Here is a 25,759-nt window from a genome sequence, read left to right as displayed (position 1 = left end):
CCGGCGTTCGTGTTTCCAGGTCAATCTCGGACCAATCCGCCATCGACGACCAGGTTCTGCCCGGTCACCGCGCGTGCCCACGGTGAGGCGAAGAACAGCGCGGCGTCGGCGAACTGTTCCGGCGTGGTCACCTCGCGCAGCGGGGTGTTCGCGGCGATGTAGTCGAACACCGCCTCCGGGGTGGCCGCGCTGGCGTCGGTGGTGCGCAGCAGGCCGCCGGACACCATGTTGACGGTGATGCCGTCCGGCCCGAGGTCGCCTGCCAGGGTGCGGGTCAGCGAGAGCAGGGCGGCCTTGGCGGCGGTGTAGTCGTGATAGGGCACGACCGGGTTCTGGAACAGGTTGGTGCCGACGTTGATGATGCGTCCGAAGCACCGTGCCCGCATGCCGGGCAGGGTGGCCTGCACGGTGTTCAGCGCGCCCTGCACGCTGCCTTCGAACTGGCGGTGGAAATCCTGCCACCGGATCGTGTCCGCCTTGGCACGGGCATCGCCATTGAACGCGAAATCGACCAGCGCGTTGTTGACCACGACATTGATGGGCTGGCCGAAATGGGCGGTGGCGGTGGCGACCATGGCATCCACCTGGACGCGATCGCGGACATCGGCGCGCAGGACCAGCGCGCGTGGGCCCAGCTCCCCGGCCAGTGCCTCGGCGGCGGCCTGGCTGTGGCAATAGTTGAGGACGACGCTTGCCCCTTCGGCCGCGAACGCGCGCGCCAGCGCGGCCCCCAGGCCGCGGCCGGCGCCGGTGATCAGGACCCGTTGCTCGGAGATATTCATGGGTGTTGCAGACCGTTGGTTCGAAGTGCGCGCAGGGTAGCAGGCGCTATACAATCAGCGGTCTTGCAGGATGCAGACCAAGGGGGCTTGGATGAAGTTTCTGGTATCGCTGGCCGTGGTGATCGCGGCGGTGGTGGGGATTTACCAGTGGGGCGGGAATTCGCTCAGTGAAAGGCAGGTGCGGGCGTTCTACGAGCGCGCCGACGAGGCCATGGCAATCGCAGACGACAAGGCGCTGTGCGAACTGCTGGCCGAGGACTACCAGCAGTCCGTGGTCATGAAGACCGAGAACGCGCAGTCCGAGCGTTCGCTCGGCAAGAAGGAATACTGCGCCGAGCTGGCCCGGACGATGGACATGATGCGCCAGTTGCAGGCGCAGCTGGGGCGCATCCCGCTGCGCCACCAGCAGACCATCAAGAGCATCACGCTCTCCGAGGACGGCAGCACGGCCAAGGTCGAGTTGTCCTCGGTGCTGGAGATCCCCGGCATGCGGATGGTCAGCCGTGGGCGCGACACGATCGAACGCAACCGCTGGAAGGTGCTGGTGACGCGCAGCGTGGCGGTGGTGCACGCCGGTGCGAATCATTGATGCAGGCCTGCGGCTTGTCGCAGGTCGGTCGCAGGCGTTAGTTTCCCCGCCATGAACAACACTCCGATCCGTCTGTTGATACACGGCGCCTCCGGGCGCATGGGCCAGGCCCTGCTGCGCCTGGCTGCCGAGGATGCATCCCTGCAGGTTGTCGCCGCCGTGGTGCGCAAGCCGCCGACCCAGCGCGTGGTCGAGGGCATCCCGTACTTCGCGGCCAGTGAGCTGGCCGGCGTGCCGGCGTTCGACGTGGCCATCGACTTCAGCCTGCCGGAAGGCTTTGACCCGGTGCTGGCGTTGTGCGCCGAACGTGGCGTCGGCCTGGTGTCCGGCACCACCGGCATCAGCGACGCGCAGCAGGCAGCGTTGAACAGCGCGGCAGGGCGCGTCGCGCTGGTATGGGCAACCAACTTCAGCCTGGGCGTGGCAGTACTGGCCGAGCTGGTCGAGCGGGCCGCGCAGGCGCTGCCTGGCTGGGACTGCGACATCGTCGAGTCGCACCACGTGCACAAGAAGGACGCTCCGTCCGGCACCGCGCTGACGCTGGGCGAGTCGGCCGTGCAGGGCGGGGCCGAGCCGCGCTACGCCAGCCTGCGCGCCGGGGACATCATCGGCGAGCATTTCGTCCAGTTCACCGGGCTCGGCGAGCGGGTGGAGCTGGTGCACCGGGCCACCAGCCGCGACATCTTCGCCCGTGGCGCGCTGCATGCCGCCCGGCAGCTGGCCGGCCGCGCGGCCGGCCGTTACCGGGTCCGCGACCTGCTGGGCTGAGCCGGCGGGGCGGGGGTCAAGCTGAATACGCCTCAGTACGTGCGTTCGTTGGCTTTCTGTTACGGCTGAAACCCTTGGGAATGGCATCACGGGGCGCTGGCGCTGGCGCCCCCTTGGCCTTACAATTCCCGCTCGCCGAAACACGTCAGCCGGACCGGTTACAGACCGCCGTCCGCGCTTTTTTGCAACCGGTTTTTGCCGGCGACGCAGGCGTGGCTTCGGAGTCCCCCGGTAGCCAAAGTGAGATTCCCGTGACCCAAGCCGCAATCCTCGTGCTCGAAGACGGCACCGTATTCGAGGGCGAATCCGTAGGCGCGCCCGGCCTGTCCGTGGGTGAGGTGGTGTTCAACACCGCCATGACCGGTTATCAGGAGATGCTGACCGATCCGTCCTACGCCCGGCAGATGATCACCCTGACGTATCCGCATATCGGCAACACCGGTATGAACGACCAGGACGACGAGGCCAGCAAGGTGTGGGCCGCCGGCCTGATCGTCCGCGACGTGCCGCGCCGCCCGAGCAGCTGGCGCAACCAGGTGTCGCTGCAGGACTGGCTGATCCAGCGCGGCGTGGTGGCCATCGCCGGCATCGATACCCGCAAGTTGACCCGCATCCTGCGCGAGCGCGGCGCCCAGAACGGAGCGCTGATGGCCGGCGACATCGATGTGGAGAAGGCGCTGGAAGCCGCCCGCAAGTTCCCGGGCCTGAAGGGCATGGATCTGGCCAAGGTGGTCAGCACCGACAAGCCCTATGGCTGGGCCGACGGCCAGCTGGACCTGGACCGCAATGAGTTCGTGCGCGCCGCGCCGAAGTTCAAGGTGGTGGCGTACGACTTCGGCGTGAAGACCAACATCCTGCGCATGCTGGCCGAGCGCGGCTGCGAGCTCACCGTGGTGCCGGCGCAGACCCCGGCCGCCGAGGTGCTGGCGATGAATCCCGATGGCGTGTTCCTGTCCAACGGCCCGGGCGACCCGGAACCGTGCGACTACGCCATCGCCGCGATCAAGGCGTTCGTCGCCGCGAAGGTGCCGACCTTCGGCATCTGCCTGGGCCACCAGCTGCTGGGCCTGGCCTCCGGTGCCAAGACCATGAAGATGGGTCACGGCCACCACGGTGCCAACCACCCGGTGCAGGACATCGACAGCGGCCGGGTGATGATCACCTCGCAGAACCACGGCTTCGCCATCGATGAGAGCGTGCTGCCGGCCAACGTGCGGGTCACCCACCGCTCGCTGTTCGACCAGACCATCCAGGGCATCGCCCTGACCGATGCGCCGGCGTTCTCCTTCCAGGGCCACCCGGAAGCCTCGCCGGGCCCGCACGACGTGGCGCCTCTGTTCGACCGCTTCATCACCCTGATGGAAGAGGCCAAGGCCTGATGCGCGCCATCGCGCTGATCGCCGGCCTGCTGCTGGCCACCTCCGCGGTGGCGGCACCTGCTGAGCGCAAGGACGTGGGCGAGATCATGCAGGCGCTGGGCATGAGCAACCTCGCAGGCAGTGCCATCGGCCCGTTGCTGGCACAGCTGCCGGGCATGCAGGACCAGGATGCGGCTGGCATGGCCTGCGCCTCCACCCAGGTGTCCCGGCTGATGGGCGAACAGTTCCAGCAGGGCATCGCCGACGCCTTCGGCGACGACGGTGCGCAGCTGGTGGGCGAGTGGAAGCAGTTCCTGGCCACGCCGGCCGGCACCGACATGGCGCGGACGTTCCGCGCCACCGCCGCCGCGGCCGCCGCCGGCAAGGAACCGGCCGACCCGGGCGTGGACGAGGCCACCAAGCGCAAGATTGCCGATTTCATGGGCAAGCCGGCCTTCCAGCGCTTCATGCAGGCCTTCAACGACAACGAGCCGCCCGCTGACTTCAGCCAGCGGATCGTCGATGCCCTGCAGCGCGAGTGCAAGATCGCGCTGGACCCGGAACAGATTTCCTGATCGACAGCGTGCGATCACTTCCCCCAGACACGCTGTACTGACTTAGAGAAGACAATGCCAAAGCGTTCCGACCTCAAGACCATCCTCATCATCGGCGCCGGCCCGATCGTCATCGGCCAGGCCTGTGAGTTCGACTACTCCGGCGCGCAGGCCTGCAAGGCGCTGCGTGACGAGGGTTACCGCGTGGTGCTGGTCAACTCGAACCCGGCCACGATCATGACCGACCCGGAGATGGCCGACGCCGTCTACATCGAGCCGATCAACTGGCAGACCGTCGAGAAGATCATCGAGAAGGAGCGCCCGGACGCGCTGCTGCCGACCATGGGCGGCCAGACCGCGCTGAACTGCGCGCTGGACCTGGCCGACCACGGCGTGCTGGAGAAGTACAACGTCGAGCTGATCGGCGCCAAGCGCGACGCCATCCGCATGGCCGAGGACCGCGAGCTGTTCCGCGTGGCCATGCAGGAGATCGGCCTGGAGTGCCCGAAGGCCGCCGTCGCCCACACGCTGGAAGAGGCGCTGGAGATCCAGACCCGCGTCGGCTACCCGACCATCATCCGCCCGTCCTTCACCCTGGGTGGCAGCGGCGGCGGCATTGCCTACAACCGCGAAGAGCTGATCGAGATCGTCAACCGCGGCCTGGAGCTGTCGCCGACCACCGAAGTGCTGGTGGAAGAATCGGTGCTGGGCTGGAAGGAGTTCGAGATGGAAGTGGTCCGCGACACCGCGGACAACTGCATCATCGTCTGCTCGATCGAGAACCTGGACCCGATGGGCGTGCACACCGGTGACTCGATCACCGTGGCCCCGGCGCAGACCCTGACCGACAAGGAATACCAGCGCCTGCGCGATGCCTCCATCGCCGTGCTGCGCAAGATCGGCGTGGACACCGGCGGCTCGAACGTGCAGTTCGGCATCAGCCCGACCACCGGCCGCGTGGTCGTGATCGAGATGAACCCGCGCGTGTCGCGTTCCTCGGCGCTGGCTTCCAAGGCCACCGGCTTCCCGATCGCCAAGGTCGCCGCCAAGCTGGCCGTGGGCTACACGCTGGACGAACTGAAGAACGAGATCACCGGTGGCCTGACCCCGGCCTCGTTCGAACCGTCCATCGACTACGTGGTCACCAAGATCCCGCGCTTTGCCTTCGAGAAGTTCCCGGCCGCCGACGCGCGCCTGACCACCCAGATGAAGTCGGTGGGCGAGGTGATGGCGATGGGCCGCACCTTCAAGGAGTCGCTGCAGAAGGCGCTGCGTGGCCTGGAAACCGGCAAGATCGGGCTGGACCCGACCGGCCTGGACCTGGCCAGCGAAGACGACATCGCAACGCTCAAGCGCGAGCTCAAGGCCCCGGGACCGGAGCGCCTGTTCTACGTCGGTGATGCACTGCGCACCGGCATGAGCGTGGAGGACGTCTACGGCTTGTCGCACATCGATCCGTGGTTCCTGGACCAGATCGAGGAAATCATCGCCGACGAGAAGCAGGTGCAGGCCGAGGGCATCGACGCGCTCGACGCCGCGCGCCTGCGCGTGCTCAAGCGTGCCGGCTTCTCCGACGCCCGCCTGGCCCAGCTGACCGGCACCAACGAAGCCGCCATCCGTGCACTGCGCCGCGCGCACAAGGTGCGCCCGGTGTACAAGCGCGTGGACTCGTGCGCGGCCGAGTTCGCCACCAGCACCGCCTACCTGTACTCGACCTACGAGGACGAGTGCGAGGCCGCGCCGACCAACCGCGACAAGATCATGATCCTGGGCGGTGGCCCGAACCGCATCGGCCAGGGCATCGAGTTCGACTACTGCTGCGTGCACGCCGCGCTCGCCCTGCGCGAGGACGGCTATGAAACCATCATGGTCAACTGCAACCCGGAAACCGTCTCCACCGACTACGACACCTCCGACCGCCTGTACTTCGAGCCGCTGACGCTGGAAGACGTGCTGGAGATCGTCGAACTGGAGCAGCCCAAGGGCGTGATCGTGCAGTACGGCGGCCAGACCCCGCTGAAGCTGGCACGAGCGCTGGAAGCCAACGGCGTGCCGGTGATCGGTACTTCGCCGGACTCCATCGACCTGGCCGAGGACCGCGAGCGCTTCCAGAAGCTGGTCCAGGACCTGGGCCTGAAGCAGCCGCCGAACCGCACCGCGCGCACCGCCGACGAGGCGCTGGCGCTGGCTCGCGAGATCGGCTTCCCGCTGGTGGTGCGCCCGAGCTACGTGCTGGGCGGCCGCGCGATGGAAATCGTGTACGGCGAATCCGACCTGGCGCGCTACATGCGCGACGCGGTCAAGGTCTCCAACGACTCGCCGGTGCTGCTGGACCACTTCCTGGACGCGGCCGTCGAGGCCGACGTGGACATCATCTGCGACAAGGACGGCAACGTCCTGATCGGCGGCGTGATGGAGCACATCGAGGAAGCCGGCGTGCACTCCGGTGACTCGTCCTGCTCGCTGCCGCCGTACTCGCTGTCGGCCCAGACCCAGGCCGAACTGCGTCGCCAGGTCACCGAGCTGGCCAAGGCGCTGAAGGTGGTCGGCCTGATGAACACCCAGTTCGCGATCCAGACCGACGCCGACGGCAACGACGTGGTGTTCCTGCTGGAAGTGAACCCGCGTGCCTCGCGCACCGTGCCGTTCGTGTCCAAGGCCACCGGCATGGCGCTGGCCAAGATCGCCGCCCGCTGCATGGCCGGCAAGACGCTGGCCGAGCAGGGCGCGACCGAGGAAGTGGTGCCGGACTACTACTCGGTGAAGGAAGCCATCTTCCCGTTCGCCAAGTTCCAGGGCGTGGATCCGATCCTCGGGCCGGAGATGCGTTCCACCGGCGAAGTGATGGGCGTGGGCCGCAGCTTCAGCGCCGCCTTCGCGCGTGCGCAGGAAGCCGGTGGCATCAAGACCCCGCCGCTGGGCAAGGCCTTCATCTCGGTGCGTGATGCCGACAAGCAGCGCGTGATGCCGGCGGTGCAGGGCCTGGTCGAGCGTGGCTACTCGCTGGTTGCCACCCGTGGCACCGCGGCGTGGCTGCAGCAGCAGGGCTACACCTGCGAGGTGGTCAACAAGGTGGTGGAAGGTCGTCCGCACATCGTGGACAGCATCAAGAACGGCGAGATCGTCTACATCGTCAACACGACCGAAGGCCGTGCCGCGATCAACGACTCGTTCTCGATCCGTCGCGAGGCGCTGCAGAACCGCATCACCTATTCGACGACGGTTGCAGGTGCCAAGGCATTGGTGCAATCGTTGGAATTCCGCGGCACCGGCCCGGTCTGGTCGCTGCAGGAACTGCACAAGGAGTTGAATGCATGAGAGCCCCGATTACCCTGAAAGGCGCACAGCGCCTGCGCGAGGAACTGGATCACCTGAAGTCGGACAAGCGCCCGAAGGTCATTGCGGCCATCGCCGAGGCGCGCGAGCACGGTGACCTGAAGGAGAACGCCGAGTACCACGCCGCGCGCGAGGAGCAGGGCTTCATCGAAGGCCGCATCAAGCAGCTGGAGGGCGAGCTGTCGCATGCCGAGATCATCGACATCACCAAGCTCAACGCCGGCAGCAAGGTGGTGTTCGGTGCCACGGTGACGCTGGCCGACGTGGAGTCCGACGAGGAAAAGCGTTACCAGATCGTGGGTGACCTGGAAGCGGATATCAAGCTGGGCCTGATCGCCATTTCCTCGCCGGTGGCGCGTGCGCTGATCGGCAAGAACGAAGGCGACAGCATCGCCATCGATGCGCCGGCCGGCCAGCGCGAGTACGAGATCGTCAGCGTCGAGTACCTCGACTGACGATGGCCAAGGCCACGCTGCTGCTGCCTGCGCGCAGCCGTTTCCCGGCCGGCGCATTGCCGGCACCGGTGGCCGCCGCGCTCGGGCGGGCCGAACATGGGCTCGCCGATGCAGGAGAGTCGGCGCAGCTGCGCCGGCATTTCGACATCGCCGCCGACACCTGGTCGGCGGCGGCATTGAGCCGCCACGCCGATGCCGGCGATGCCGCCGGTGCGTTGTGGCTGCGCGCCGACCCGGCCAACGTGGCGCCGGACATGCAGGGCGCACGGCTGATGGCATCGGCCGAGACGCTGCGCCTGGAGCAGCCCGATGCGGACATACTGTTGCCCGCGCTGCAGCCGTTGTTCGCCGGGTTCGGCTTCCAGCTGGACGCCCCCACGCCGTCGCGCTGGTACCTGCGCCTGCCCGAGGACACGCCGCTGCCGGACTTCGTCGACCCGGACGTCGCGCTGGGCGATGACCTGTTCCTGCACCTGCCCGAGGGCGAGGCCGGCCGCCAATGGCGGGCCCTGCTGACCGAAGCGCAGGTGGTGCTGCACCAGCATTCCTGGAATGAGCAGCGCATCGCGCAGGGCAAGCGCGCGGTGAACTCATTGTGGTTCTGGGGTGCCGGCCGGCTGCCGGCGTCGGTACAGACCGCGCATGCGCAGGTGCGCAGCCGCGACGCGCTGTTGCAGGGCCTGGCCAAGATGGCCGGCGTGCGCGTGGGCGGGGAACAGACCGTCGATGCGTTGGTCGACCTGCGCCAGTTGCGTTCGCTGGAGCAGCTCACGCGTGATGCGATCACGCCGTTGCTGGAGGCGATCAACCGCGGTGAGCTGCAGGAGCTGCGCCTGGATTTCGAGGACGGCACGCATTACCGCATCCATCGCGGGCAACGGTGGCGCTTCTGGAAGAAGCCGGTGGCGACGTTGGCCGATGAGTGATGCCGTGAAGATCGTCCGGCGCGACGTGCTCGACGCCGGGCAATGGGATGCACAGACGCTGCCCCTGCTGCAGCGGATCTACGCGGCGCGTGGTGCCCGCTCGGCGGAGCAGGCGCAGCCGAAGCTGGGGCAACTGCACGCACCGGAGTTGCTGGGCGGGATGCAGGCGGCGGTTGAACTGCTGGCCGCGGCGATCGCCGGCAACAAGCGCATCCTGGTCGTCGGTGATTTCGATTGCGATGGCGCCACCGCGTGTGCGGTGGGCGTGCGTGGCCTGCGCCTGCTGGGCGCGCGCGACGTGGTGCACGCCGTGCCCAACCGCATGGTGCATGGCTACGGCCTGTCACCGTCGTTGGTCGAGGAGCTGGCCGCGTTGCAGCCGGATCTGCTGGTCACGGTGGACCATGGCATTGCCTGCCATGCCGGCGTCAACGCCGCCAAGGCGCTGGGCTGGCAGGTGCTGGTCACCGACCATCATCTGCCGGGCGAGAAGCTGCCGCCGGCCGATGCCATCGTCGATCCGAACGTGGATGGCGATGCGTTCCCGAGCAAATCACTTGCCGGTGTCGGGGTGATCTTCTACGTGCTGATGGCGTTGCGTCGCCATCTGCGCGGGCAAGGGGCCTTTGCCGGGCAGCCCGAGCCGGACCTGCTGACGCTGCTGGACCTGGTCGCCGTCGGCACCGTGGCCGACCTGGTCGCGCTGGACGAGAACAACCGTGCGCTGGTGGGCGCGGGCCTGCGCCGGCTGCGCGCCGGCAAGGGCTGCGTGGGCCTGCGTGCGCTGATCGAGGCCAGTGGTCGCGATGCACGTCGACTGACCGGCAGCGACATCGGTTTTGCACTGGGTCCGCGCCTCAATGCGGCCGGGCGCCTGGAGGACATGGCGCTGGGCATCGAGCTGCTGTTGACCGAAGACCCCGCGCAGGCCCGTGAGATCGCGGCGTTGCTTGAAGAGATCAACGCCGAACGCCGTGCCGTGCAGCAGTTGATGACCGACGACGCCGAGTTGGCCGTCTCGCGTGCACTGCTGGCCGACGACGGGCAACGCCCGGTTGCCGCCTGCCTGTTCGATGCCGAATGGCATCCGGGCGTGGTTGGGCTGGTGGCCTCGAAGATGAAGGATAGGCTGCACCGGCCGGTGATTGCATTCGCGCCGTCCGAACCGGGCAGTGCAGCATTGCGTGGCTCCGCGCGCTCGATTCCCGGTTTCCATATCCGCGATGCACTGGCGGCGATCAACGCCACTCATCCGGGCTTGATGGAGAAGTTCGGCGGCCATGCGATGGCCGCTGGCCTGAGCCTGCCGCGCGAGCGGCTGGATGCCTTCAAGGCCGCGTTCGAACAGCAGGTGCTGGCCACGATTGACCCCGCCGCCCTGCAGCAACAACTGCTCAGCGACGGCGAGCTGTCGGCATCGGAGCTGGACTTCACCCATGCCGAAGCGTTGCGTCTGGCCGGGCCGTGGGGCCAGGGTTTCGCCGAGCCGCTGTTCGATGGCGCGTTCGACGTGCTGGAGTGGCGCGTGCTGAAAGAGCGGCACCTGAAGCTGGTGCTGCGCGCGCCAGGGGGCAACGCGAAGATCAGTGCGATCCATTTCAGCGGCTGGAAGGGCGCTGACCCCGGTAGCCGTGTGCATATCGCCTACCGGTTGGTCGGTGACGACTACCGTGGTGGTCAGGCCATCCAGTTGATCATCGAGCATTGCACCCCGGCAGAAGCGCCGTCCCCGTAGGCACGCCTTCAGGCGCGAAGCCGGGCAATTCCGGGCATACGGAGCCTTCGCTACTGCAGGCGTCTCAGCTTCGCCGCCAAGGCCGCTCCTCCGACATTCGGCTTCTACGGGCGGTCGGGTACCGCCGCCGCTGATGCCGCGCTGCCATTGAGCGGGTGCAGGCCGAACAGCGGGCGCAGGATGCGGCCGCGGCGTATCAAGGCATAGCCGGCCAAGCACAGGGCGAAGGTGGCTCCAACCAGCAGCATGGCCTCAAGCGCGGGGGCAATCTTCAGTGGCTTCAGTGCATGGGCCAGTACCACGATCACGGTCTGGTGCAGGATGTAGACCGGGAACACCGCCATGGTGAGGTAGCGCAGGGCGCGGCTGTCGGCATGGCGCCAACGGTAGGCGAAGCCAAGCAGGGCGGCGATCGCGCACCATTGATCGGCCGCCCAGGCCAGTCGCAACCACAGTCGCAGCGCTTCGGGAATGGGGTGCGCATCGTCATATCCGGCGAAGTACCACGCATGGACGAGGGTGGCATAGCAGGCGGCGGCCACCAGCAACGACACCCACCGCAGGCGCTGCAGCGCTTCCCAGAAGCGGCTGTCGAACGCGGCCAGGAATCCGATCAGGAACACGCTGAAGTACTGTGCGTGGCTGTACCAGTCATCGATCAGCGCGTGGGTCTGCTCGAAGCGCTCGACCATCAGCAGGCGGGCCGCCGCGAGCACGGCAACCGGCAGCAACAGCGCGCCCCACCCCGACAACATCCGACCGAGCGCCGCACTCAGGCGCTGCAGCGCCGTCGCTGGCAGCAGTCGCCACGCCAGCCATGCCAGCACCGTATAGCTCCACAGATAGGGCAGGAACCACAGGTGGTTCCAGGTAGGCAGCCGCAGGCAGTCCCCGTCGGTCCCGCAGAACCCGTGGTACCCGCTCAGGTACCTGCCGTAGAAGGCCAGGTACGACTCGGCGTAGCCGCCTGGCAGCTGTTCGACCACCTGCAGGTAGGCCTGCGGTGGAACGATCACCAGCATCCCGAACAGCAGGGGCAGCAGCAGTTGGCGCGAGCGGCGGCGGAAGAACCCGCTGGCGGGGCCGCGCAGCATGTAGGCGGTGGCCACACCGGAGATCAGGAACAGCAGCGACATGCGCCAGGGACTGCTCAGCAGCATGAATGGCTCGGGGCCTTCATTGGCGAACGGACTTTTGACGTGCCACCCCCAGCTCACGTAGTACATGCCCACGTGGTAGAGCACCAGCAGTCCAAAGGCGATCACCCTGAGCCAATCCAGATCGTGGCGGCGTTGCATGGTCCAGTCCCGTTGGAAGTGGCGTGCATCAGAGCACTGCCTGCGTCCGTCGGCGCAGGCCAAGTGATTGATGGAAGGGGATTTGGGACGGGTGGTGGCAACGAGGGGACGAGCCGCGGCAGCGTGTCGCGCCAGCTCCCCTAGAATGCGCGGATGGAACAACGACCTGCTCTCGATGCCTTCACCCGCTTCCGTCCATGGCGACGCCGAGTGGAGGTGGTGTTCTGGTTGCTGGTGGTCCTGCTCAACTGCAGCGGCAATGCGATCACGACATGGATGGATGCCAATCGCTCTGGCCGGCCGCCGATGGAGGCGTGGGAACCGTGGGTCTGGGAGTTCTCCAGCGGCCTGGTCTGGCTGTTCGTGCTGGTGCCGGCCATCGTCTGGCTGACCTCGCGCTTCCCGCTGCACCGAGACAGCTGGCGGCAACGATTGCCGGGGTACCTGTTGGCCAGCGTGCCGGCGTCGCTGCTGCACGTGCTGGCGATGTTCGGCCTGCGCATGCTGGTCTACCGGCTGATGGGCGAGCAGTACCGGGTCCACAGCTGGGGCCAGGAACTGCTCTATGAATACCTGAAGGACATTCGCACGCTGGTGGTGATCGTCGGTTTCATCGAAGGCTATCGCTTCCTGCTGCGCCGGCTGCAGGGCGAGGCACAACTGCTGGCCGAGCCGGACGAAGGTCCACCGGTGGAGCCCATCGAGCGGCCGGAACGGCTGCTGGTGCGCAAGCTTGGAAGGGACTTCCTGATCGCCACCGAGGACATCGAGTGGGCGCAGGCCGCCGGCAACTACGTCAACCTGCGGGTGAAGGGGCATGACTATCCGCTGCGCATCACCATGGCCGGCCTGGAAGAGCGCCTGGCCGGCGGACGCTTCATCCGGGTGCACCGCAGCTGGATGGTGCAGATCAAGCACCTGGTGTCGATAAGATCACTCGACGGCGGCGAAGCGGAACTGCAGATGGATGACGGGCAGGTAGTGCCCTGCAGCCGTCGTTACCTGCCGTCGGTGCGGCAAACAGTGGGCGAGGGCGCAATAGCGCCGGCCGCAGGGTTGCCGGGCCGGTGAAACCGTGACGGTGCGCGAGTCCTGACGCCGGAACGGGGCCACTCGATGGATGCGTGCGGCCGGGCCAGGCATCCCTGGGATCAGGCCCCATCACGTGAGCAGGCGCACTCCGGGTGCACCAGAGGCTCGTCACATCACCGGCCTCCCGGGGCCAGATCAATACGGTTGGCCGTGCCCATGACCCCCCACGCAGCACACGTTCTCAAAGACCTTCGGTCCAGGCTCCGCCCTGCGGCAGTCGCACGGGTCGGTGGCTTCAGGCCCCCGGAAGATCCGACCACCTCCTGGTTCTGCCGGGCGGTCGGCTTGCCCGGCGAGACGGTTCCGCAATGGCAGGGCGAGCCGATGTTCCCCCTCCTGCAGGTACGGGTGTCCGAACTCCCGGTGGTCCCCGAGGCGCTTGCGGGCATCGCACTGCTGGTGCTGTTCCTGAATCGGCACGAGTACCCGTTTGACCGTCCGCACGGGGAGGGCTGGCTCATCCGCGAGTACACCCGCCTGGAGGGGCTGGTCCCCCTCCAGGCCGATACCGGGCCGTTCCGTCCTTTTCCCATTGCCTGGAATCGCGTCGACGATGACGCGCCGGGCTGGGAAGATGCGTGGGAGTTGGTCGACCTGGGGCCGGTGAATGACGACGAAGCGGCGAGCAACGCCTTCTTCAACGCCTTCTCGCGGTACGGAGGCACCAAGTTCGGTGGCTATCCCACGGAAATCCAGCATGGCGTAGGTCTGCAGGACTACGTGTTCCAGGTCGCTTCGGAAGAGAAGGTCGGCTGGATGTGGGCCGACAACGGCCGTGGCTACTTCTTCCGCACCCCGTCCGGCGATTGGCGCTGGGCGTGCCAGTTCTACTAGACGCGGCGGTTCATTCCCCCAAGGCGGGTTCACCTCGGACGTTGCGAACGTCTGCAGGGGGCATTGTGCGGGGCAACACCATCGGTGATGCCGACGGCGCTCACGCGCAAGGCGTGACGATCCGTTCTGATGAATGGGGATGAATCGACGAAGTCACGAGGGCCAGTCGATGCACAGCGGCATCAATATTCATGCGCCCGGTTCACTTTCGGTGGATGCGCGAGTCACCTTCAGACGGACGATACGCGTTCAACGGCTGCGATCTATCGTGATGAATGAGGGTTTCAGGCAGGAACGCTGCCGATTCACGCACTTTCACGACGCATCGATGTACGCCAACGTCAGCTGAAAGCAGGTTGCGGGCTCCGCAAAAAACGCCGCTATATTCCAGACTCCCCAGACGAAGGAGGGAGTGGAATGTTTCTGACCAAACAACAGCTGGTGATGGCACGCAGGCTTGGTGTGGCGATTCTCGTAGCCGGGAGTCTTGCGTCCTGTGCAACCTACAAAGAGGAGTTTGCAGGGATCAACTCGCGCCTGGACCAACTTGATGCGAAGGTGCAGGGCGCAGCGCAGAGTGCCGAATCGGCCAATCAGTCCGCGCAGCAGGCAAACCAACGGCTGGATCAAATCGAGGGCCGCGTCCAGCAGCTCGAAAGGGCCCCGCGCCGTACGCCGCGTGGCTGATCCCCTTTTCCGCACGCGATTCATGACGAACATCTGAATCCAGGATCCGGTGGCCGTTGCTGGCCACTGGTTTCCTTTCCATCGCGCAATCCTCATTCCAAGGAATCGTCCCATCCGTACGCACGCATACCCCGCAATCCGAGCCATTTCCGTGGCAATGGCGCTGGCGTTCGTGAGCATCGGCGTGGCCAGCGCCAAGGATGACGTGGCACCGCCGGTTGCGGCAGTCGACCAGCTGCCGCCGGGCCAGGCCGTGTCCGAGACGGTGATTGAACTCGCAGGCTGGGTTGTCGCCAGCAAGGACAACCAGGGCTACCCGTTCGCGATCATGGACAAGGCCGCTGCACAGGTCCTTGTGTTCGGCGGCGATGGCCGTCTTCGTGGTGCAGCACCAGCCCTGTTCGGTTCGGCGACCGGCGATCACACCGCGCCCGGCGTCGCCGGCCTCGCGCTTCGTGAGATCCCGGGCCGGGACCGCACCACGCCCGCCGGTCGCTTCGTGGGTGGCTTCGGCCCCTCGATCGACGCCGGGCGAGTCCTGTGGGTGGACTACGACTCCGCGGTTTCCATCCATCCCACGGCCACCGGTGTGCCGGCCGAACGGCGCGCCGAGCGTCTGGCTTCGCCTTCCCCGGACGACAATCGGGTCACCCACGGCTGCATCAACCTCTCGCCCGAATTCTACGAACAGGTCGTCCGCACGACGTTCGAGCGGGGCGGGGTGTTCTACATCCTTCCGGACAAGGCATCGCTGGCCGAAACCTTCCCGGAGTTCGCGCAAAGCCGTGCAACGGCGCCGCACGACGACGGCAAGCGCGAGCGGTCCGCGGGCCGATAAGCGCGTCAACGCGTTGTCGTTGGCGTGCCCGATAGCGGCGCGCTGAAGTAGCGTTGCCGGTTGCCCTGACTCGGGTCTTGCGGCCCACGCTGCAGGCTCATTCAGGATGCTTCAGCGGAGCAGCATGTCCCGTTGAGATGCCTGTATCCCCAACGCCGAAGCCGCGCTGGGATTCGCGTATCGGTGGCAGTATCCTGCCTGCATGCGCCTGCTCGTCCTGGAAGATCAATCCGATTTGCGCGAGTCCGTGGCGGGCAGGCTGCGCGCGCAGGGCCATGCGGTGGACGAAGCAGGCGACCTGGCAGAGGCGGAATCTTTCGTGCAGTCCTATGCCTACGATGTTCTGCTTCTTGATCGCAGCGTGCCAGACGGTGACGCCTTGGGCGCGCTGCTGCGCTGGCGCCAGAGCGGTATTGTTGCGCCTGTGCTGTTCCTCACTGCACGTGACTCGATCAAGGACCGGGTGGAGGGCTTCGCCGGCGGTGCCGACGATTACCTGGTCAAGCCGTTTGCGATGGACGAACTGGTCGCGCGCGTCAGTGCAATCGGCCGTCGTGGCGGCATGATCCGCCCCAGCACGATCCACATCGGCGATCTTGAAATTGATCTGGCCCGGCGCGTGACGCGGCGGGGCGGCATCGCTTTGCCGTTACGGCCCAAGGAATTCGCGTTGTTGCAGGTGCTGGCCGAGCGGGCAGGGCAGGTGGTGTCGCGGCAGGACCTTCTCGCGGCCTGCTGGGGCGAAGACCAGCAACCGGCATCCAATGCCGAGGAGGTGCTGATCGCGGCCCTGCGCCGCAAGCTCGGCAATCCCCCGTTGCTGCGCACCGTGCGTGGAACGGGCTATGTGCTGGAGACTCCCGATGTCGCGCGCGCGTGAGCGGCTGTTGCGTCGGTTGCATCTGCGTCTGACGGCGATCTGGAGCCTGGCCTGGTTATTCTGTGTGATCGCCTTGTGCGTGGTCGCGATCCTGACGCATGCCCGGCTGACCGAGCTCGATATCACCTCCACGCTGCGGCTCCGCGCGACCGCCGTGTATGGGCTGACCTGGTTCGATGCCAATGGCAGGTTCCATGACGAGGTGCTGCGCAAGGAGGCGGGTGTGCTTGATGGTGGCGCAGACGTCTGGGTGGTGAGCCAAGGCGCACCTGCGATGGTGCTGCTGCGTCCGGATCGCCCTCGGTTCGAACTGGCCGACGTCACGGCCATTGCCGATATGGCGACGCGCGACGGTACCGATACGGTTCACGAAGGCCGGGATCGACGTGGTCGCCCATTTCTGTTGTATGCCAAGGAAACCTACGATGAGCGTGATCGCCCTGCGGCCATCATCCTGGTGTTGGGTGATCCTGCCGCGCGTGATGCTGCGCAGTCCGCCTTTGTGCGCTCGACACTGTTGATCGCGATCGGCTTTGCGGCGTTCGGGATACTGGTTGGCTACTTCCTTTCGCGGCGTTCGATGCGTCCGGCGATCGCGTCCTTCGAGCAGCAGGAACGCTTCCTTTCGGCCGCGGCACACGAACTACGTACGCCGGTTGCGCGATTGCAGGCATTGTGCGGGACCGCCAGGGATGGGCGGGAACCGCCCACGCAGGTACTCGAGAAAGTCGAACGGGTGGCTGGCCAGACCACACGGCTGGTGGACAAGCTGCTGGTGCTGGCCCGCCTGGATGCCGTTGATACGCCGGTATCGAAGGAGCCGGTGCGTCTGGACCTGCTGGTTGAATCCGTACTTCCGGAGGATGCGCAGGTGGACCTCCACGCGACCGAGTCCGTAGTGAACGCCGACGTCAATCTGGTCCAGATCGCAGTCCGCAACCTGATCGACAACGCGCTGGTGCATGCGGCGAATGCCGGGACGAACGAGGGTGTTCGCGTGACCGTGGTGGGCAGCTCCGTCGTTGTCGAGGACCGCGGCCCGGGTTTTCCCGAGTCACTGCTCGAACGCGTCGGCGAGCCCTTCATGTCTGGTCCCAACAGTCCCGGCAGTGGCCTCGGGCTGTCCATCGTACGACACATCGCGCAACTGCATGGCGGTGAACTGCGCCTTGAGAACCGGGATGGCGGTGGGGCCCGCGTCGAACTGCGCCTGTAGTAGCCGGGATCGGGACCGTCAGCTGGATATCAGGTTGGCTCTTTAAGGTAGGCCCCGTCCAACGGCACTCCGCCGTTCGCAGCCCACCACCGAGTGCTCCGCATGTCCACTTCCGCCACGACCCGTACCCCATGGTTCTCGCTGATGACCAGCCTCCTCCTCGCCGCTGCCTGCACACTCCCGGGCACCGTCCGGGCCCAGTCCGGTTACATGCCTGACGAAACATCCCCCCACGAAGGGACCTGGTTGCAGTGGCCGCATGATTACACCTATGGCCGTGCCTACCGCGACCGGATCGAACCCACCTGGGTGGCGATGACGCGGGCATTGGTGACCAGCGAGAACGTGCACATCGTCGTCTACGACATTGCCGAGAAGGCCCGCGTGCACAATGCGCTCCAGACCGCGGGCGTGTCGTTGGCCAGGGTCGACTTCCTGGTTCGCCCCACCGACGACGTATGGGTGCGCGACAACGGCCCCATTTTCGTCTACGACCGCGACGACAAGCTCACCGTCACTGACTGGGGCTTCAACGGCTGGGGCTACGACGCGCCGTACCGGAAGGACGACCGCGTGCCCGGCGCAGTGGCGCGCACGTATGGACTTCCCAGCGTGGACCTGAACGATGTGGTGTTGGAGGGCGGTGCGATTGAGGTGGACGGGCGCGGGGTGTTGCTGGCCACGCGCAGTTCCACGCGCGAGCCCAACCGTAACGCAGCGCTGAGCCAGTCCGAGTTCGAGCAGGTGCTGCGCGACCAGCTGGGCGTGGCCAAGTTCATCTGGCTGGAAGGCGCTCCAGGTGGCAAGGAGGACATCACCGACATGCACATCGATGGTTTCGCCCGCTTCGGGACGCGCGACACCATCGTCACCATGAGTCCTGCCGATCTGCGCGAATGGGGGCTGTCGGACGCTGACATTGCCACCTTGTACCGCGCCACCGATATCGACGAGGCGCCTTACCGCTTCGTGCAACTGCCGCTGACCCTCCGCGACGTGGTCACCGGCTACGGCTACAAGCTCGGCTACAAGGGGTCCTACGTGAACTACTACGTCGGCAACACCGTGGTACTCGTTCCGGAGTACAAGGACCCCAATGACGCAGTCGCCAGAAGCATCCTCCAGCGCCTGTATCCGGACCGTACTGTCGTGGGCATCGACGTGCGCAACCTGTACCGCAATGGTGGCATGGTGCATTGCGTTACCCAGCAGCAGCCCGTGGCGCTGTGATGGTGTAAGGGTCCCTTCATCCGATGATCGCGGGCGTGTGATCAAGGCGGCGCGTTCCGTTGCCGGTTCGCAGCGTCGGTAACGAGGTGTTCCACGCTGGCGGCGTGGGACAGACGGCTTGAATCTCGACGAATGCAGAGGAGCTGATACTGGCCGTGCTTGGGGCGCTGAAAGGAGGGCTGCCCCTTCGCCCTGTTCGATGAGTTGCATGCTGGCGGCCGACCATGACGATTTACGCCTGCCAGTGCAGCGTCGTGGTGCTTCGAAATGAATGTTTCGGGTGAAGGGTGGATGGTTCAGAGTGGAAAATTTCGACCCATAGCCGGCATCAGACCTTCTACAGGTGCGAGCTTGCGGTGGTCAATGAGCCCTCCTCTGGGTCTGATTGTAGGCTGACTTGATAGCCGGACCCGGCGGCCCTAAGATCGAGCCGTATCAAGGGGAAAGCCCGTCATACGGTGCTTTGGGGATAAGTCGCATAACCGGGCTCGCGGGTCCGTCCATTAGGTAGTTTGGGCCCATGTGGAAGATATTCCCAACCTTGGCGCTATTGATCGCCGGTTGCTCGGCAGAGTCACCGCCATCTTCCATACCTGCCGCTCGTAGCTCTGACCCTTGCTCCACTGAGGTAGTCGAGCCAATCAATGTTTCCTTGGTGGCGCTACTTGCTGATCCGGAGCGCTATGAAGGTCGATCCGTTGCGGTTATTGGCTTCTTGCATCGGTCCTTGGAGCACTCCGCGATCTATCTCCATCGCGAGGACTACGTGCAGGCCATTACGCCCAATGGGCTGTGGGTTAGCGGCGCTACTATTCCTGAAGCATTGAACGACCGCTACGCCCGCATCGAGGGGATTTTCACCACAACTGAGACCGGCCACTTGAATCAGTGGCCAGGTGCCATCTGCAACATCGGACGGGCGACACCCTGGGGGCGGGATGTGCCCTAACAATTCATTCAAGCCGAACCGGCTTCGCCAGTCGGCTTAACTCAGGCATTGAACGTCCGCTCTTGGTCGCTACCGGTCCGCTTCCATGCGAGACGCACAGTCTTGGCCCGTAAGCCCCCTACTTCATCGCAGAATAGAAAAAGGTCGAATTGCGTCTTTCTGCTTCGCTAACAAGGGCGCGAACTGAGGTGGCACTGTTTCGGCATCTACTGAAATTGCCAGTGCCAGGCCTAAGGAAGGACTTCTGCATTTCGAAGAACTCCAAGTCGCTCAACGTCTAGAGGATCCACCTTCCCCTCAGCGAGGTAGAACTTCCCCTTCACCACGACCCTCGAATCAAGATTCCTTTGATTGAGATCGGATGCTGTTTCGTTCCCGTATATGACGATGGACGAGACGGATTCACCATCTTCCATTGCTTCTTTTGTTGGAAAAACGAGGGTGACGTCGCCAGCGGTGCGAGCCCATGCAGAGAACGCCACATCTCGACCATCAAACTTCTCCGGGTGTGCCATCAAGTAAATATAGGGAATGACGCATACTCGCTCAGTGCGGGAGTTTCCTCGATATTTGCAAGCGTCGAAATCTTGCGTCACACCGCATCCTGAAAGTAGGAATAGGCTTAGGCAAATCGTCGAAACTTGTCCAATACTCATTCGGGCACCTGATAATTGCAATTTATTGCGGGTATGTATGAATTGGCGCTGTTTCGTCGTTCCCGGATCATGCCGCCCTCTGCGTGTCCTCTCGACTGCCGATGGCATCTAGCCTGACCGCGCCTCGGCTCAGTCTATCGGGGCTGGCATTACGTCGGTGCCGGGATCGCCAATCGCCAGAGGCTGCTGACTTCGCAGATCCGTTAGCGATAGCTGGAAAAAGAATCTACTCATCGCGAACATCCTGATCCATAAGGTCTAGCTTGATCTCCAGCTTGCTCGCTGATTTTCCGTGGCTGGATATCCTGGTCAGGAGTGAGTGAAAGCCACGGGGATGCGAGACAGAGCCCTTTAAGGAGTAATGCCTCGTTTGGATCTCGATATGAGCCGTCCTGATTCTGATAGGCATCTGAATGGTTGGCTTCGGTGGGAAGCAGATATCAGCAGCGGCCAACCAACGGCCATGAAAGCCTAGGCGATTCAACTACCTGTTGGGCTCGAGCCTGCTTGGCCTTCATGGGCGTCGGGAGGCTGAGGTGCTTCGCGTTCTTTGGGCGATCTGATGAAGGGTTTTGCAGTCATGCAGCCGGGATCAGGCTTTTTGATGATGCGGGCAAAGCCATCCGGTGTCATGCAGCGATACCAGATGTCCAGCTTCAGTGCATCCGTGGGAGGAGGCGTGGGGGATGCGCCGAGGCAACCGCGAGGGCGCAGAGTGAACCGATGACAGTCGAAAACACGGGGAAGGCCTCGGCGGCAGCCATGCGAGCGGATGCCAGCATCGTAGTCTCGTCCTGAGGTGCGTGTGAACCGGGAAACGTCCTGACTTTTTTGCCAGCGGAAGCTGGCAGCGTCTTCTGGGCAGCAATGGCCATCGATGGTTTCGAGAAGCCGCACAGCTGATGCAGGGGGTATCGGGTGATCGGTTGCCAAGGCACGCATAGCGGGTGAATCGCTGGGGCTGGGCGATTGCGTCTAGAATCCGGTAGAAGCCGCTTCACTGGATGTGCAATGAGAATCTCCGTCGCTGCAACGATCTTCTTCTGTTGTTTCTCCCTGTCGGCCGCTGCACAGGACGCGGCCAACGGTCCGCCCCGGGGGGATATCGCGAAGGCAGTTGGATTCGACCTCTCCAGGCGAACGGAGAATGCGCTACCGGTGTTGTCGGCATGGGTGGAGGTGGTTGATGCAAGGGCGCTGGACTACGACTGCTCCGCGAGATTGGATGACCTGGTGGAGTGCGTGGTTACCGGCAGCTTTCAGGGCGTTCTCAGCCTGAACGGAAGCGCGACCTCCGCAGAGCCCAGAACGTTCGTAGTGAAGAAGGCGCTGCGCTTCAGGAAAGTTGAGGCGGCTTGGGCTTTCATCGATGCCGAGGATATCCAGAGTCCCCCGGGCAAGGGATGAGGCCCGGTCCATGCGTCATACGCCCATCAGCACGGCACCGCAGATTTCTGCGCGTTGGGTGTTGAGCGGGCTGGCATCGTGGTGCATGCCAAAGGGCTGCGGATCGCGATGGGTTCCCTGCGGCAATTCGGCAGGACGCTGAATCATCTCCACGGAAAACAGGACCTCCGCATCATGTTTCTTTACTACGGCATCAGTCTCGTCCTCAGCATGTTGGCGTTGGCGGCCTGGTTGATCGTTGCGGTGACGCATGTGCCTGTCCATCAAAGCGATGGTTCCGGGCCCGACGGCGTCGTCATTCTGCTCTACCTGTCACTTTGGCCCGTTGCTCTACTGCTGGTGCACTCCGCATTGCTGGCATGCCTGGTACGGGACAGGAACCCGGCAACGCTCATGCAAGGCCGCTGGGGTCTTTCCCTGCATGGCGTTCTGGGTGCCGGCTTCTTCCTCTACGCGCTGCACCTGTTCCATCCCGGCTGAATGCTGCACGGATGTTATCCAGTGGGACGAGGGCGGACGGGCCCGAATGCTGGCACGGATCACCCTCCGTCGTGCCAGGGTTTGGCCGGCGAAATCCATCCCGGCAAGCACCGGGAATCGTTCACATGGGTTGATCTATAGTCCGCGCCGTGACGCCGCGTGGCGCGGCCTGGACAGGAGGTTTCCTCATGAAAGCTGGACGTTTGCTGGGCATGGCATTGACCGCTGCGGGGGTGTTGGCTGTTGCCCCTGCCTGGGCGGACCCGCCCCATCATGCGCGGGGCAACGGCCCGCCACCCCACGCGGGCGGGCCGCACAACCGTGATGCACCGCCGCCGGGCTGGCAGAAGAAGGCATGGCGTCGTGGCGATCGCCTGGCCTGGGCGGAAGTCGACCGCCGCTACTGGGTGGAGGATTACGACCATTACCACCTGCGTGATCCGGGCCGCGGAGAACGTTGGGTGCGTCAGTCCGATACCGAATACCTGCTGGTGGAGATCGCGACGGGGCTGATCATCGACGCGCTGCATCGCTGAGCGGTGACTTCGTGGAAGGGGCTTCCGGGCGTTGGAATCGCCCGGAAGCCTTTTTTTGTTGCCTGTCCCCGCATCGCCCATGATTCCGAGGCGCGGGGCAACTGGCCGGTCCGCGTCGGCAGTGCCGCCGGGCTGGGATTTCATCCCCGCGCACGGTTACCTTCTGCGGGTAACCCCGAAGCTGGTGTCTGCACGTTCAATCTCCCGGTCCCTGGATGGAGCATCGAGATGGTCCCGAAATCTTGGCAATGGTGTTTGGGTTGGGTGGCGTGGCTGGGCGTGCTGGCTGGGCCTGCAGATGCTCAGCAGGCGTGGCGTGCCCCGCCGCTGATCAGCGTGGCCAAGGCCGAGCAGCCGATCCAGCTGCTGCGCGCGAGCATCGAGGGGGAAGTGCAGGCCGGGGTGGCGCAGACCCGCATCGAGCTTGAGTTCCGCAACCCCAACCGGCGGGTGATGGAAGGGGAGTTGCAGTTCCCGCTGACCGATGGTCAGCAGGTCACCGGCTTTGCGCTGGACATCGACGGGGAGCTGCGGGCGGCGGTGCCGGTGCCGAAGGAACGCGGCCGGCAGGTGTTCGAGCAGGTGATCCGCCAGAAGGTGGACCCCGCCCTGCTGGAACAGACGGCCGGCAACCAGTTCCGGCTGCGGGTCTATCCGCTGCCCGCCGGCGGTACCCGGCGCGTGCAGTTGACGCTCCGGGATGCGATGCCGGTACGTGGTGAGGCCTGGCAATGGCGCCTGCCATTGCAGTTCGCGGCGGGGGCAGGGCAGGTACGCCTGCACCTGCAGGCATCGTCCGTGCCGCAGGGCGGCACCGATGGGTTCCGTTTCAACGGCCGTGAACTGGCCTGGCAGGGCAGCGGCCGGCAACTGCCCGCCGAACTGCAGTGGCAGCTGCCGATGCAGGCGACGGCACGCATGCAGGTGGCCGCGTACGACGGCCAGCAGTACCTGCTGGCGCAGGTGCCGGTGGCGCGCCCGGGTGCGCGCCGCCTGCCCGGCCAAGTCGGGCTGCTGTGGGATGCCTCCGGCTCCGCGGTGCATCGCGACCGGGCGCGGGAGTTCGCGCTGCTTGATCGCTATTTCGCCGCCATGGGTGAGGGCGAGGTGCAGTTGACCGTGCTGCGTGATACCGCCGCTCCGGCGCGCCGCTTCGTGGTTCGCGGTGGTGATTGGAGCGCGCTGCGCAAGACGCTGGAACAGGAGCCGCAGGACGGTGCCAGCGGGCTGGCGGGGTGGCGCGCCGACCCGGGCGTGGGGGAGTACCTGTTGTTCAGTGACGGGTTGTTGAATTGGGGCGGCGATGCCCAGCCCAGCCTGTCCGCGAACCAGCGCCTGTTTGCGATCAGCAGCGCGGGCGCGCGTACCGACAGTGCTCGCCTGCGCGGCTGGGCCGAAGACAATCGTGGTCGCCTGCTGTTGCTGGAGGGCGGTGATATCGCCGCCGCCGCGGCCGAGCTGTTGTCCATGCCGGTGGACGTGGCGCTGGCCGATCCGGTGGGCCTGCGCGAAGTGGTGCTGGACCGTCGCAGTATCGGCCAGGGGTGGTTGTGGATCCTGGCGCGCAGCGATGACGACACCCCGGCATTGAAGCTGCGGGTGGGTGAAGGTGATTGGCAGAGCGTGCCACTGGCAACGGACAAGGCCGATGGAGCGTTGTTGGCCGGGTTGTGGGCGCAGGCGCGGTTGCAGCAGCTGGGGACGGACCCTCGCCGCAACCGTGAGGCGATGCAGCGCTTGTCGCAGGCTTTCTCGTTGGTGAGTGAGGGGACCTCGCTGATCGTGCTGGATTCCCTGGAAGACTACCTGCGCTTTGCGATCCGGCCCCCCGCACCGATGCGGGCGGAGTACGAACAACGTTTCGCCCGGCAGGTGGCCGACCGCGATGCCGCGCGCAGGTCGCACCTGGATGCGGTCGCCGCGCAGTGGAAGGAGCGCGAGCAATGGTGGAACCGGCGTTGGCCGAAGGATGCACCGCCGAAGGTGGCTGGGCCGGATGCGCGCCAGCGGGCGGCGTATGCCGAAGCCCCCGCGCCAGTAGCGGCCATGGCGCCGGCGAGGCCATCAATGCTGCCGCCTCCGCCTCCGCCTTCACCGCCGACGGACCTGGCCGCCGAAGTCGCCGATGGCGCCAGCCTGGACAGGGTCGTGGTGAGTGCTGCCTCGGCCAACGCGGCGCCGGCGGCCGCGGCCGCTGCCAACGACGGCGCGCTGGAGATCCGGCTGGCCGCCTGGGTGCCGGATTCGGAAGCGGCCAAACGCTTGCGCAACGGGCCGTCCAGCACGCTGTACGCGCGCTACCTGGCCGAACGCGCCGCCAATGCCGACAGCAGTGCGTTCTTCCTCGACGTGACCGACCTGCTGCTCGCCGCCGGGCAGAAGCCGCTGGCACTGCGGGTGCTGTCCAACCTGGCGGAGATGGACCTGGACAACCGCCACCTGCTGCGCGTGCTGGGCTACCGCCTGATGCAGGCCGGCGAACCGGCATTGGCGGTGCCGGTGTTTGAACAGGTGCGGGTGATGGCCGAGGACGAGCCGCAGAGCTTCCGTGACCTCGGCCTGGCGCTGGAGGCCAGTGGGCAGGCACAGGCGGCATTGCAGCCGCTGTACGAGGTGGTGCAGCGCGAATGGGACTCGCGTTTCGACGGCGTGGCGTTGATCGCGCTGGATGAGCTGACCAACCTGATCGCCCGCAGTCGCACCCCGCTGGACGTGCAGATGATCGACCCACGCCTGCGCAAGGCGATGCCGCTGGACCTGCGCGTGGTGCTGGCCTGGGACAGCGACAACAGCGACATGGACCTGTGGGTGACCGACCCCAATGGCGAGCGCGCCTACTACGGCAATCGCCTGACCCGCCAGGGCGGGCAGATGTCGCAGGACTTCACCGGGGGCTACGGGCCCGAGCAGTTCTCGTTGCGCGATGCCAAGCCCGGCATCTACAAGGTGGAAGCCAACTACTTCGGCAGCCGCGAACAGCTGGTGACCGGTTGGGCGACGTTGATGCTGCGCCTGAGCACGCATTGGGGCACGCCGGGGCAACAGGACAAGGCGGTGACGATGCGGTTGAGCGAAACCGAATCCACGGTGCTGGTGGGCGAGTTCGAGGTGCGCTGAGCACCGCCGATGGCGACAAAAGAACGGGGCCGGCAA

At 65.6% G+C, this 25,759-nt stretch carries 23 protein-coding genes; 20 read left to right on the top strand and 3 right to left on the bottom strand.

What is annotated here, in order from left to right; genetic code table 11:
• Positions 1-20 precede the first annotated feature (20 nt).
• Positions 21-782 (bottom strand): 3-oxoacyl-ACP reductase, encoded by a 762-nt coding sequence (locus tag ACIPR8_RS14440; RefSeq protein WP_446541447.1) that lies wholly within the window; start codon positions 780-782, stop codon positions 21-23.
• 91 nt (positions 783-873) lie between these two features.
• Between ACIPR8_RS14440 and ACIPR8_RS14435 the strand changes: the two genes are divergently transcribed.
• The 8 genes from ACIPR8_RS14435 to recJ all read left to right on the top strand — a co-directional run bounded on the left by ACIPR8_RS14435 (position 874) and on the right by recJ (position 10,503).
• Complete coding sequence (locus ACIPR8_RS14435; protein WP_132863114.1) at positions 874-1,371, top strand: hypothetical protein; 498 nt, start codon at positions 874-876, stop codon at positions 1,369-1,371.
• A 51-nt stretch (positions 1,372-1,422) separates the two neighbouring features.
• Positions 1,423-2,139, top strand: coding sequence for a 4-hydroxy-tetrahydrodipicolinate reductase (dapB, locus tag ACIPR8_RS14430; protein ID WP_446541446.1), 717 nt, complete (start codon positions 1,423-1,425; stop codon positions 2,137-2,139).
• Positions 2,140-2,390: 251 nt separating this feature from the next.
• Positions 2,391-3,518 carry a glutamine-hydrolyzing carbamoyl-phosphate synthase small subunit gene (gene carA / locus ACIPR8_RS14425; RefSeq protein WP_446541445.1) on the top strand — a complete coding sequence of 376 codons (1,128 nt, stop codon included), beginning with the start codon at positions 2,391-2,393 and terminating at the stop codon, positions 3,516-3,518.
• Entirely contained in the window at positions 3,518-4,072 is a 555-nt protein-coding gene (locus ACIPR8_RS14420; RefSeq protein WP_446541444.1) for a hypothetical protein, read from the top strand. Before carA ends, ACIPR8_RS14420 begins: the two co-directional genes overlap by 1 nt.
• Positions 4,073-4,126: 54 nt before the next feature.
• A complete protein-coding gene (carB, locus tag ACIPR8_RS14415) occupies positions 4,127-7,369 on the top strand; it encodes a carbamoyl-phosphate synthase large subunit (protein ID WP_192285933.1) in 3,243 nt (1,080 codons plus the stop codon).
• Positions 7,370-7,377: 8 nt separating this feature from the next.
• The gene (greA, locus tag ACIPR8_RS14410; protein WP_192287234.1) at positions 7,378-7,842 is read left to right on the top strand and encodes a transcription elongation factor GreA; all 465 of its coding nucleotides are present in this window, start codon (positions 7,378-7,380) and stop codon (positions 7,840-7,842) included.
• A gap of 2 nt (positions 7,843-7,844) precedes the next feature.
• Complete coding sequence (locus tag ACIPR8_RS14405) at positions 7,845-8,768, top strand: phosphoglycerate mutase (RefSeq protein WP_132863120.1); 924 nt, start codon at positions 7,845-7,847, stop codon at positions 8,766-8,768.
• Positions 8,761-10,503 (top strand): single-stranded-DNA-specific exonuclease RecJ, encoded by a 1,743-nt coding sequence (gene recJ / locus ACIPR8_RS14400; RefSeq protein ID WP_446541443.1) that lies wholly within the window; start codon positions 8,761-8,763, stop codon positions 10,501-10,503. Before ACIPR8_RS14405 ends, recJ begins: the two co-directional genes overlap by 8 nt.
• Before the next feature lie 104 nt (positions 10,504-10,607).
• Here recJ and ACIPR8_RS14395 read toward each other — a convergent pair whose 3' ends face one another.
• A complete protein-coding gene (locus ACIPR8_RS14395; protein WP_446541442.1) occupies positions 10,608-11,801 on the bottom strand; it encodes an acyltransferase family protein in 1,194 nt (397 codons plus the stop codon).
• A gap of 153 nt (positions 11,802-11,954) precedes the next feature.
• Between ACIPR8_RS14395 and ACIPR8_RS14390 the strand changes: the two genes are divergently transcribed.
• The 8 genes from ACIPR8_RS14390 (at position 11,955) to ACIPR8_RS14355 (ending at position 19,527) form a co-directional block, all read left to right on the top strand.
• Positions 11,955-12,872: a LytTR family DNA-binding domain-containing protein gene (locus ACIPR8_RS14390; RefSeq protein ID WP_446541441.1), complete on the top strand. Its 918-nt coding sequence runs from the start codon at positions 11,955-11,957 to the stop codon at positions 12,870-12,872.
• Positions 12,873-13,217: 345 nt separating this feature from the next.
• Positions 13,218-13,727, top strand: coding sequence for a DUF1963 domain-containing protein (locus ACIPR8_RS14385; RefSeq protein WP_446541440.1), 510 nt, complete (start codon positions 13,218-13,220; stop codon positions 13,725-13,727).
• A 417-nt stretch (positions 13,728-14,144) separates the two neighbouring features.
• Positions 14,145-14,414, top strand: a complete 270-nt coding sequence (locus tag ACIPR8_RS14380) for a hypothetical protein (protein ID WP_132863125.1) — start codon at positions 14,145-14,147, stop codon at positions 14,412-14,414.
• A 157-nt stretch (positions 14,415-14,571) separates the two neighbouring features.
• Positions 14,572-15,252 (top strand): L,D-transpeptidase family protein, encoded by a 681-nt coding sequence (locus tag ACIPR8_RS14375; RefSeq protein WP_446541568.1) that lies wholly within the window; start codon positions 14,572-14,574, stop codon positions 15,250-15,252.
• A 202-nt stretch (positions 15,253-15,454) separates the two neighbouring features.
• The gene (locus tag ACIPR8_RS14370; protein WP_446541439.1) at positions 15,455-16,132 is read left to right on the top strand and encodes a winged helix-turn-helix domain-containing protein; all 678 of its coding nucleotides are present in this window, start codon (positions 15,455-15,457) and stop codon (positions 16,130-16,132) included.
• Entirely contained in the window at positions 16,116-17,348 is a 1,233-nt protein-coding gene (locus ACIPR8_RS14365) for a sensor histidine kinase (protein WP_446541438.1), read from the top strand. The genes ACIPR8_RS14370 and ACIPR8_RS14365 overlap by 17 nt, the downstream gene beginning before the upstream one ends.
• 144 nt (positions 17,349-17,492) lie before the next feature.
• On the top strand, positions 17,493-18,578 hold the full coding sequence (locus tag ACIPR8_RS14360; protein WP_446541437.1) for an agmatine deiminase family protein: 1,086 nt from the start codon (positions 17,493-17,495) through the stop codon (positions 18,576-18,578).
• Between the two features lie 520 nt (positions 18,579-19,098).
• A complete protein-coding gene (locus ACIPR8_RS14355; RefSeq protein WP_192285914.1) occupies positions 19,099-19,527 on the top strand; it encodes a hypothetical protein in 429 nt (142 codons plus the stop codon).
• A 230-nt stretch (positions 19,528-19,757) separates the two neighbouring features.
• On the opposite strand, the gene ACIPR8_RS14350 is transcribed toward ACIPR8_RS14355, so the two are convergent.
• On the bottom strand, positions 19,758-20,042 hold the full coding sequence (locus ACIPR8_RS14350) for a hypothetical protein (RefSeq protein WP_446541436.1): 285 nt from the start codon (positions 20,040-20,042) through the stop codon (positions 19,758-19,760).
• Positions 20,043-21,194: 1,152 nt separating this feature from the next.
• Here ACIPR8_RS14350 and ACIPR8_RS14345 point away from each other — a divergent pair.
• The 4 genes from ACIPR8_RS14345 (at position 21,195) to ACIPR8_RS14330 (ending at position 25,723) form a co-directional block, all read left to right on the top strand.
• On the top strand, positions 21,195-21,590 hold the full coding sequence (locus tag ACIPR8_RS14345; RefSeq protein ID WP_446541435.1) for a hypothetical protein: 396 nt from the start codon (positions 21,195-21,197) through the stop codon (positions 21,588-21,590).
• A gap of 78 nt (positions 21,591-21,668) precedes the next feature.
• Positions 21,669-22,070: a hypothetical protein gene (locus ACIPR8_RS14340; protein ID WP_446541434.1), complete on the top strand. Its 402-nt coding sequence runs from the start codon at positions 21,669-21,671 to the stop codon at positions 22,068-22,070.
• A gap of 188 nt (positions 22,071-22,258) precedes the next feature.
• Positions 22,259-22,606: an RcnB family protein gene (locus ACIPR8_RS14335; protein WP_132863127.1), complete on the top strand. Its 348-nt coding sequence runs from the start codon at positions 22,259-22,261 to the stop codon at positions 22,604-22,606.
• Between the two features lie 228 nt (positions 22,607-22,834).
• The gene (locus tag ACIPR8_RS14330) at positions 22,835-25,723 is read left to right on the top strand and encodes a VIT domain-containing protein (protein ID WP_446541433.1); all 2,889 of its coding nucleotides are present in this window, start codon (positions 22,835-22,837) and stop codon (positions 25,721-25,723) included.
• Positions 25,724-25,759: the final 36 nt, after the last annotated feature.

Source organism: Stenotrophomonas sp. LARHCG68 (assembly GCF_052871705.1).
This window is presented reverse-complemented; position numbering and strand designations above follow the sequence as displayed.

Excerpts from the sequence above, each read along its gene's own strand:
- ACIPR8_RS14440 (WP_446541447.1), bottom strand. The coding sequence starts at position 782 with ATGAATATCTCCGAGCAACGGGTCCTGATCACCGGCGCCGGCCGCGGC.
- ACIPR8_RS14435 (WP_132863114.1), top strand. The coding sequence starts at position 874 with ATGAAGTTTCTGGTATCGCTGGCCGTGGTGATCGCGGCGGTGGTGGGG.
- dapB (WP_446541446.1), top strand. The coding sequence starts at position 1,423 with ATGAACAACACTCCGATCCGTCTGTTGATACACGGCGCCTCCGGGCGC.
- ACIPR8_RS14420 (WP_446541444.1), top strand. The coding sequence starts at position 3,518 with ATGCGCGCCATCGCGCTGATCGCCGGCCTGCTGCTGGCCACCTCCGCG.
- carB (WP_192285933.1), top strand. The coding sequence starts at position 4,127 with ATGCCAAAGCGTTCCGACCTCAAGACCATCCTCATCATCGGCGCCGGC.
- ACIPR8_RS14405 (WP_132863120.1), top strand. The coding sequence starts at position 7,845 with ATGGCCAAGGCCACGCTGCTGCTGCCTGCGCGCAGCCGTTTCCCGGCC.
- recJ (WP_446541443.1), top strand. The coding sequence starts at position 8,761 with ATGAGTGATGCCGTGAAGATCGTCCGGCGCGACGTGCTCGACGCCGGG.
- ACIPR8_RS14395 (WP_446541442.1), bottom strand. The coding sequence starts at position 11,801 with ATGCAACGCCGCCACGATCTGGATTGGCTCAGGGTGATCGCCTTTGGA.
- ACIPR8_RS14390 (WP_446541441.1), top strand. The coding sequence starts at position 11,955 with ATGGAACAACGACCTGCTCTCGATGCCTTCACCCGCTTCCGTCCATGG.
- ACIPR8_RS14385 (WP_446541440.1), top strand. The coding sequence starts at position 13,218 with ATGTTCCCCCTCCTGCAGGTACGGGTGTCCGAACTCCCGGTGGTCCCC.
- ACIPR8_RS14380 (WP_132863125.1), top strand. The coding sequence starts at position 14,145 with ATGTTTCTGACCAAACAACAGCTGGTGATGGCACGCAGGCTTGGTGTG.
- ACIPR8_RS14375 (WP_446541568.1), top strand. The coding sequence starts at position 14,572 with ATGGCGCTGGCGTTCGTGAGCATCGGCGTGGCCAGCGCCAAGGATGAC.
- ACIPR8_RS14370 (WP_446541439.1), top strand. The coding sequence starts at position 15,455 with ATGCGCCTGCTCGTCCTGGAAGATCAATCCGATTTGCGCGAGTCCGTG.
- ACIPR8_RS14365 (WP_446541438.1), top strand. The coding sequence starts at position 16,116 with ATGTCGCGCGCGCGTGAGCGGCTGTTGCGTCGGTTGCATCTGCGTCTG.
- ACIPR8_RS14360 (WP_446541437.1), top strand. The coding sequence starts at position 17,493 with ATGACCAGCCTCCTCCTCGCCGCTGCCTGCACACTCCCGGGCACCGTC.
- ACIPR8_RS14355 (WP_192285914.1), top strand. The coding sequence starts at position 19,099 with ATGTGGAAGATATTCCCAACCTTGGCGCTATTGATCGCCGGTTGCTCG.
- ACIPR8_RS14350 (WP_446541436.1), bottom strand. The coding sequence starts at position 20,042 with ATGGCACACCCGGAGAAGTTTGATGGTCGAGATGTGGCGTTCTCTGCA.
- ACIPR8_RS14345 (WP_446541435.1), top strand. The coding sequence starts at position 21,195 with ATGAGAATCTCCGTCGCTGCAACGATCTTCTTCTGTTGTTTCTCCCTG.
- ACIPR8_RS14335 (WP_132863127.1), top strand. The coding sequence starts at position 22,259 with ATGAAAGCTGGACGTTTGCTGGGCATGGCATTGACCGCTGCGGGGGTG.
- ACIPR8_RS14330 (WP_446541433.1), top strand. The coding sequence starts at position 22,835 with ATGGTCCCGAAATCTTGGCAATGGTGTTTGGGTTGGGTGGCGTGGCTG.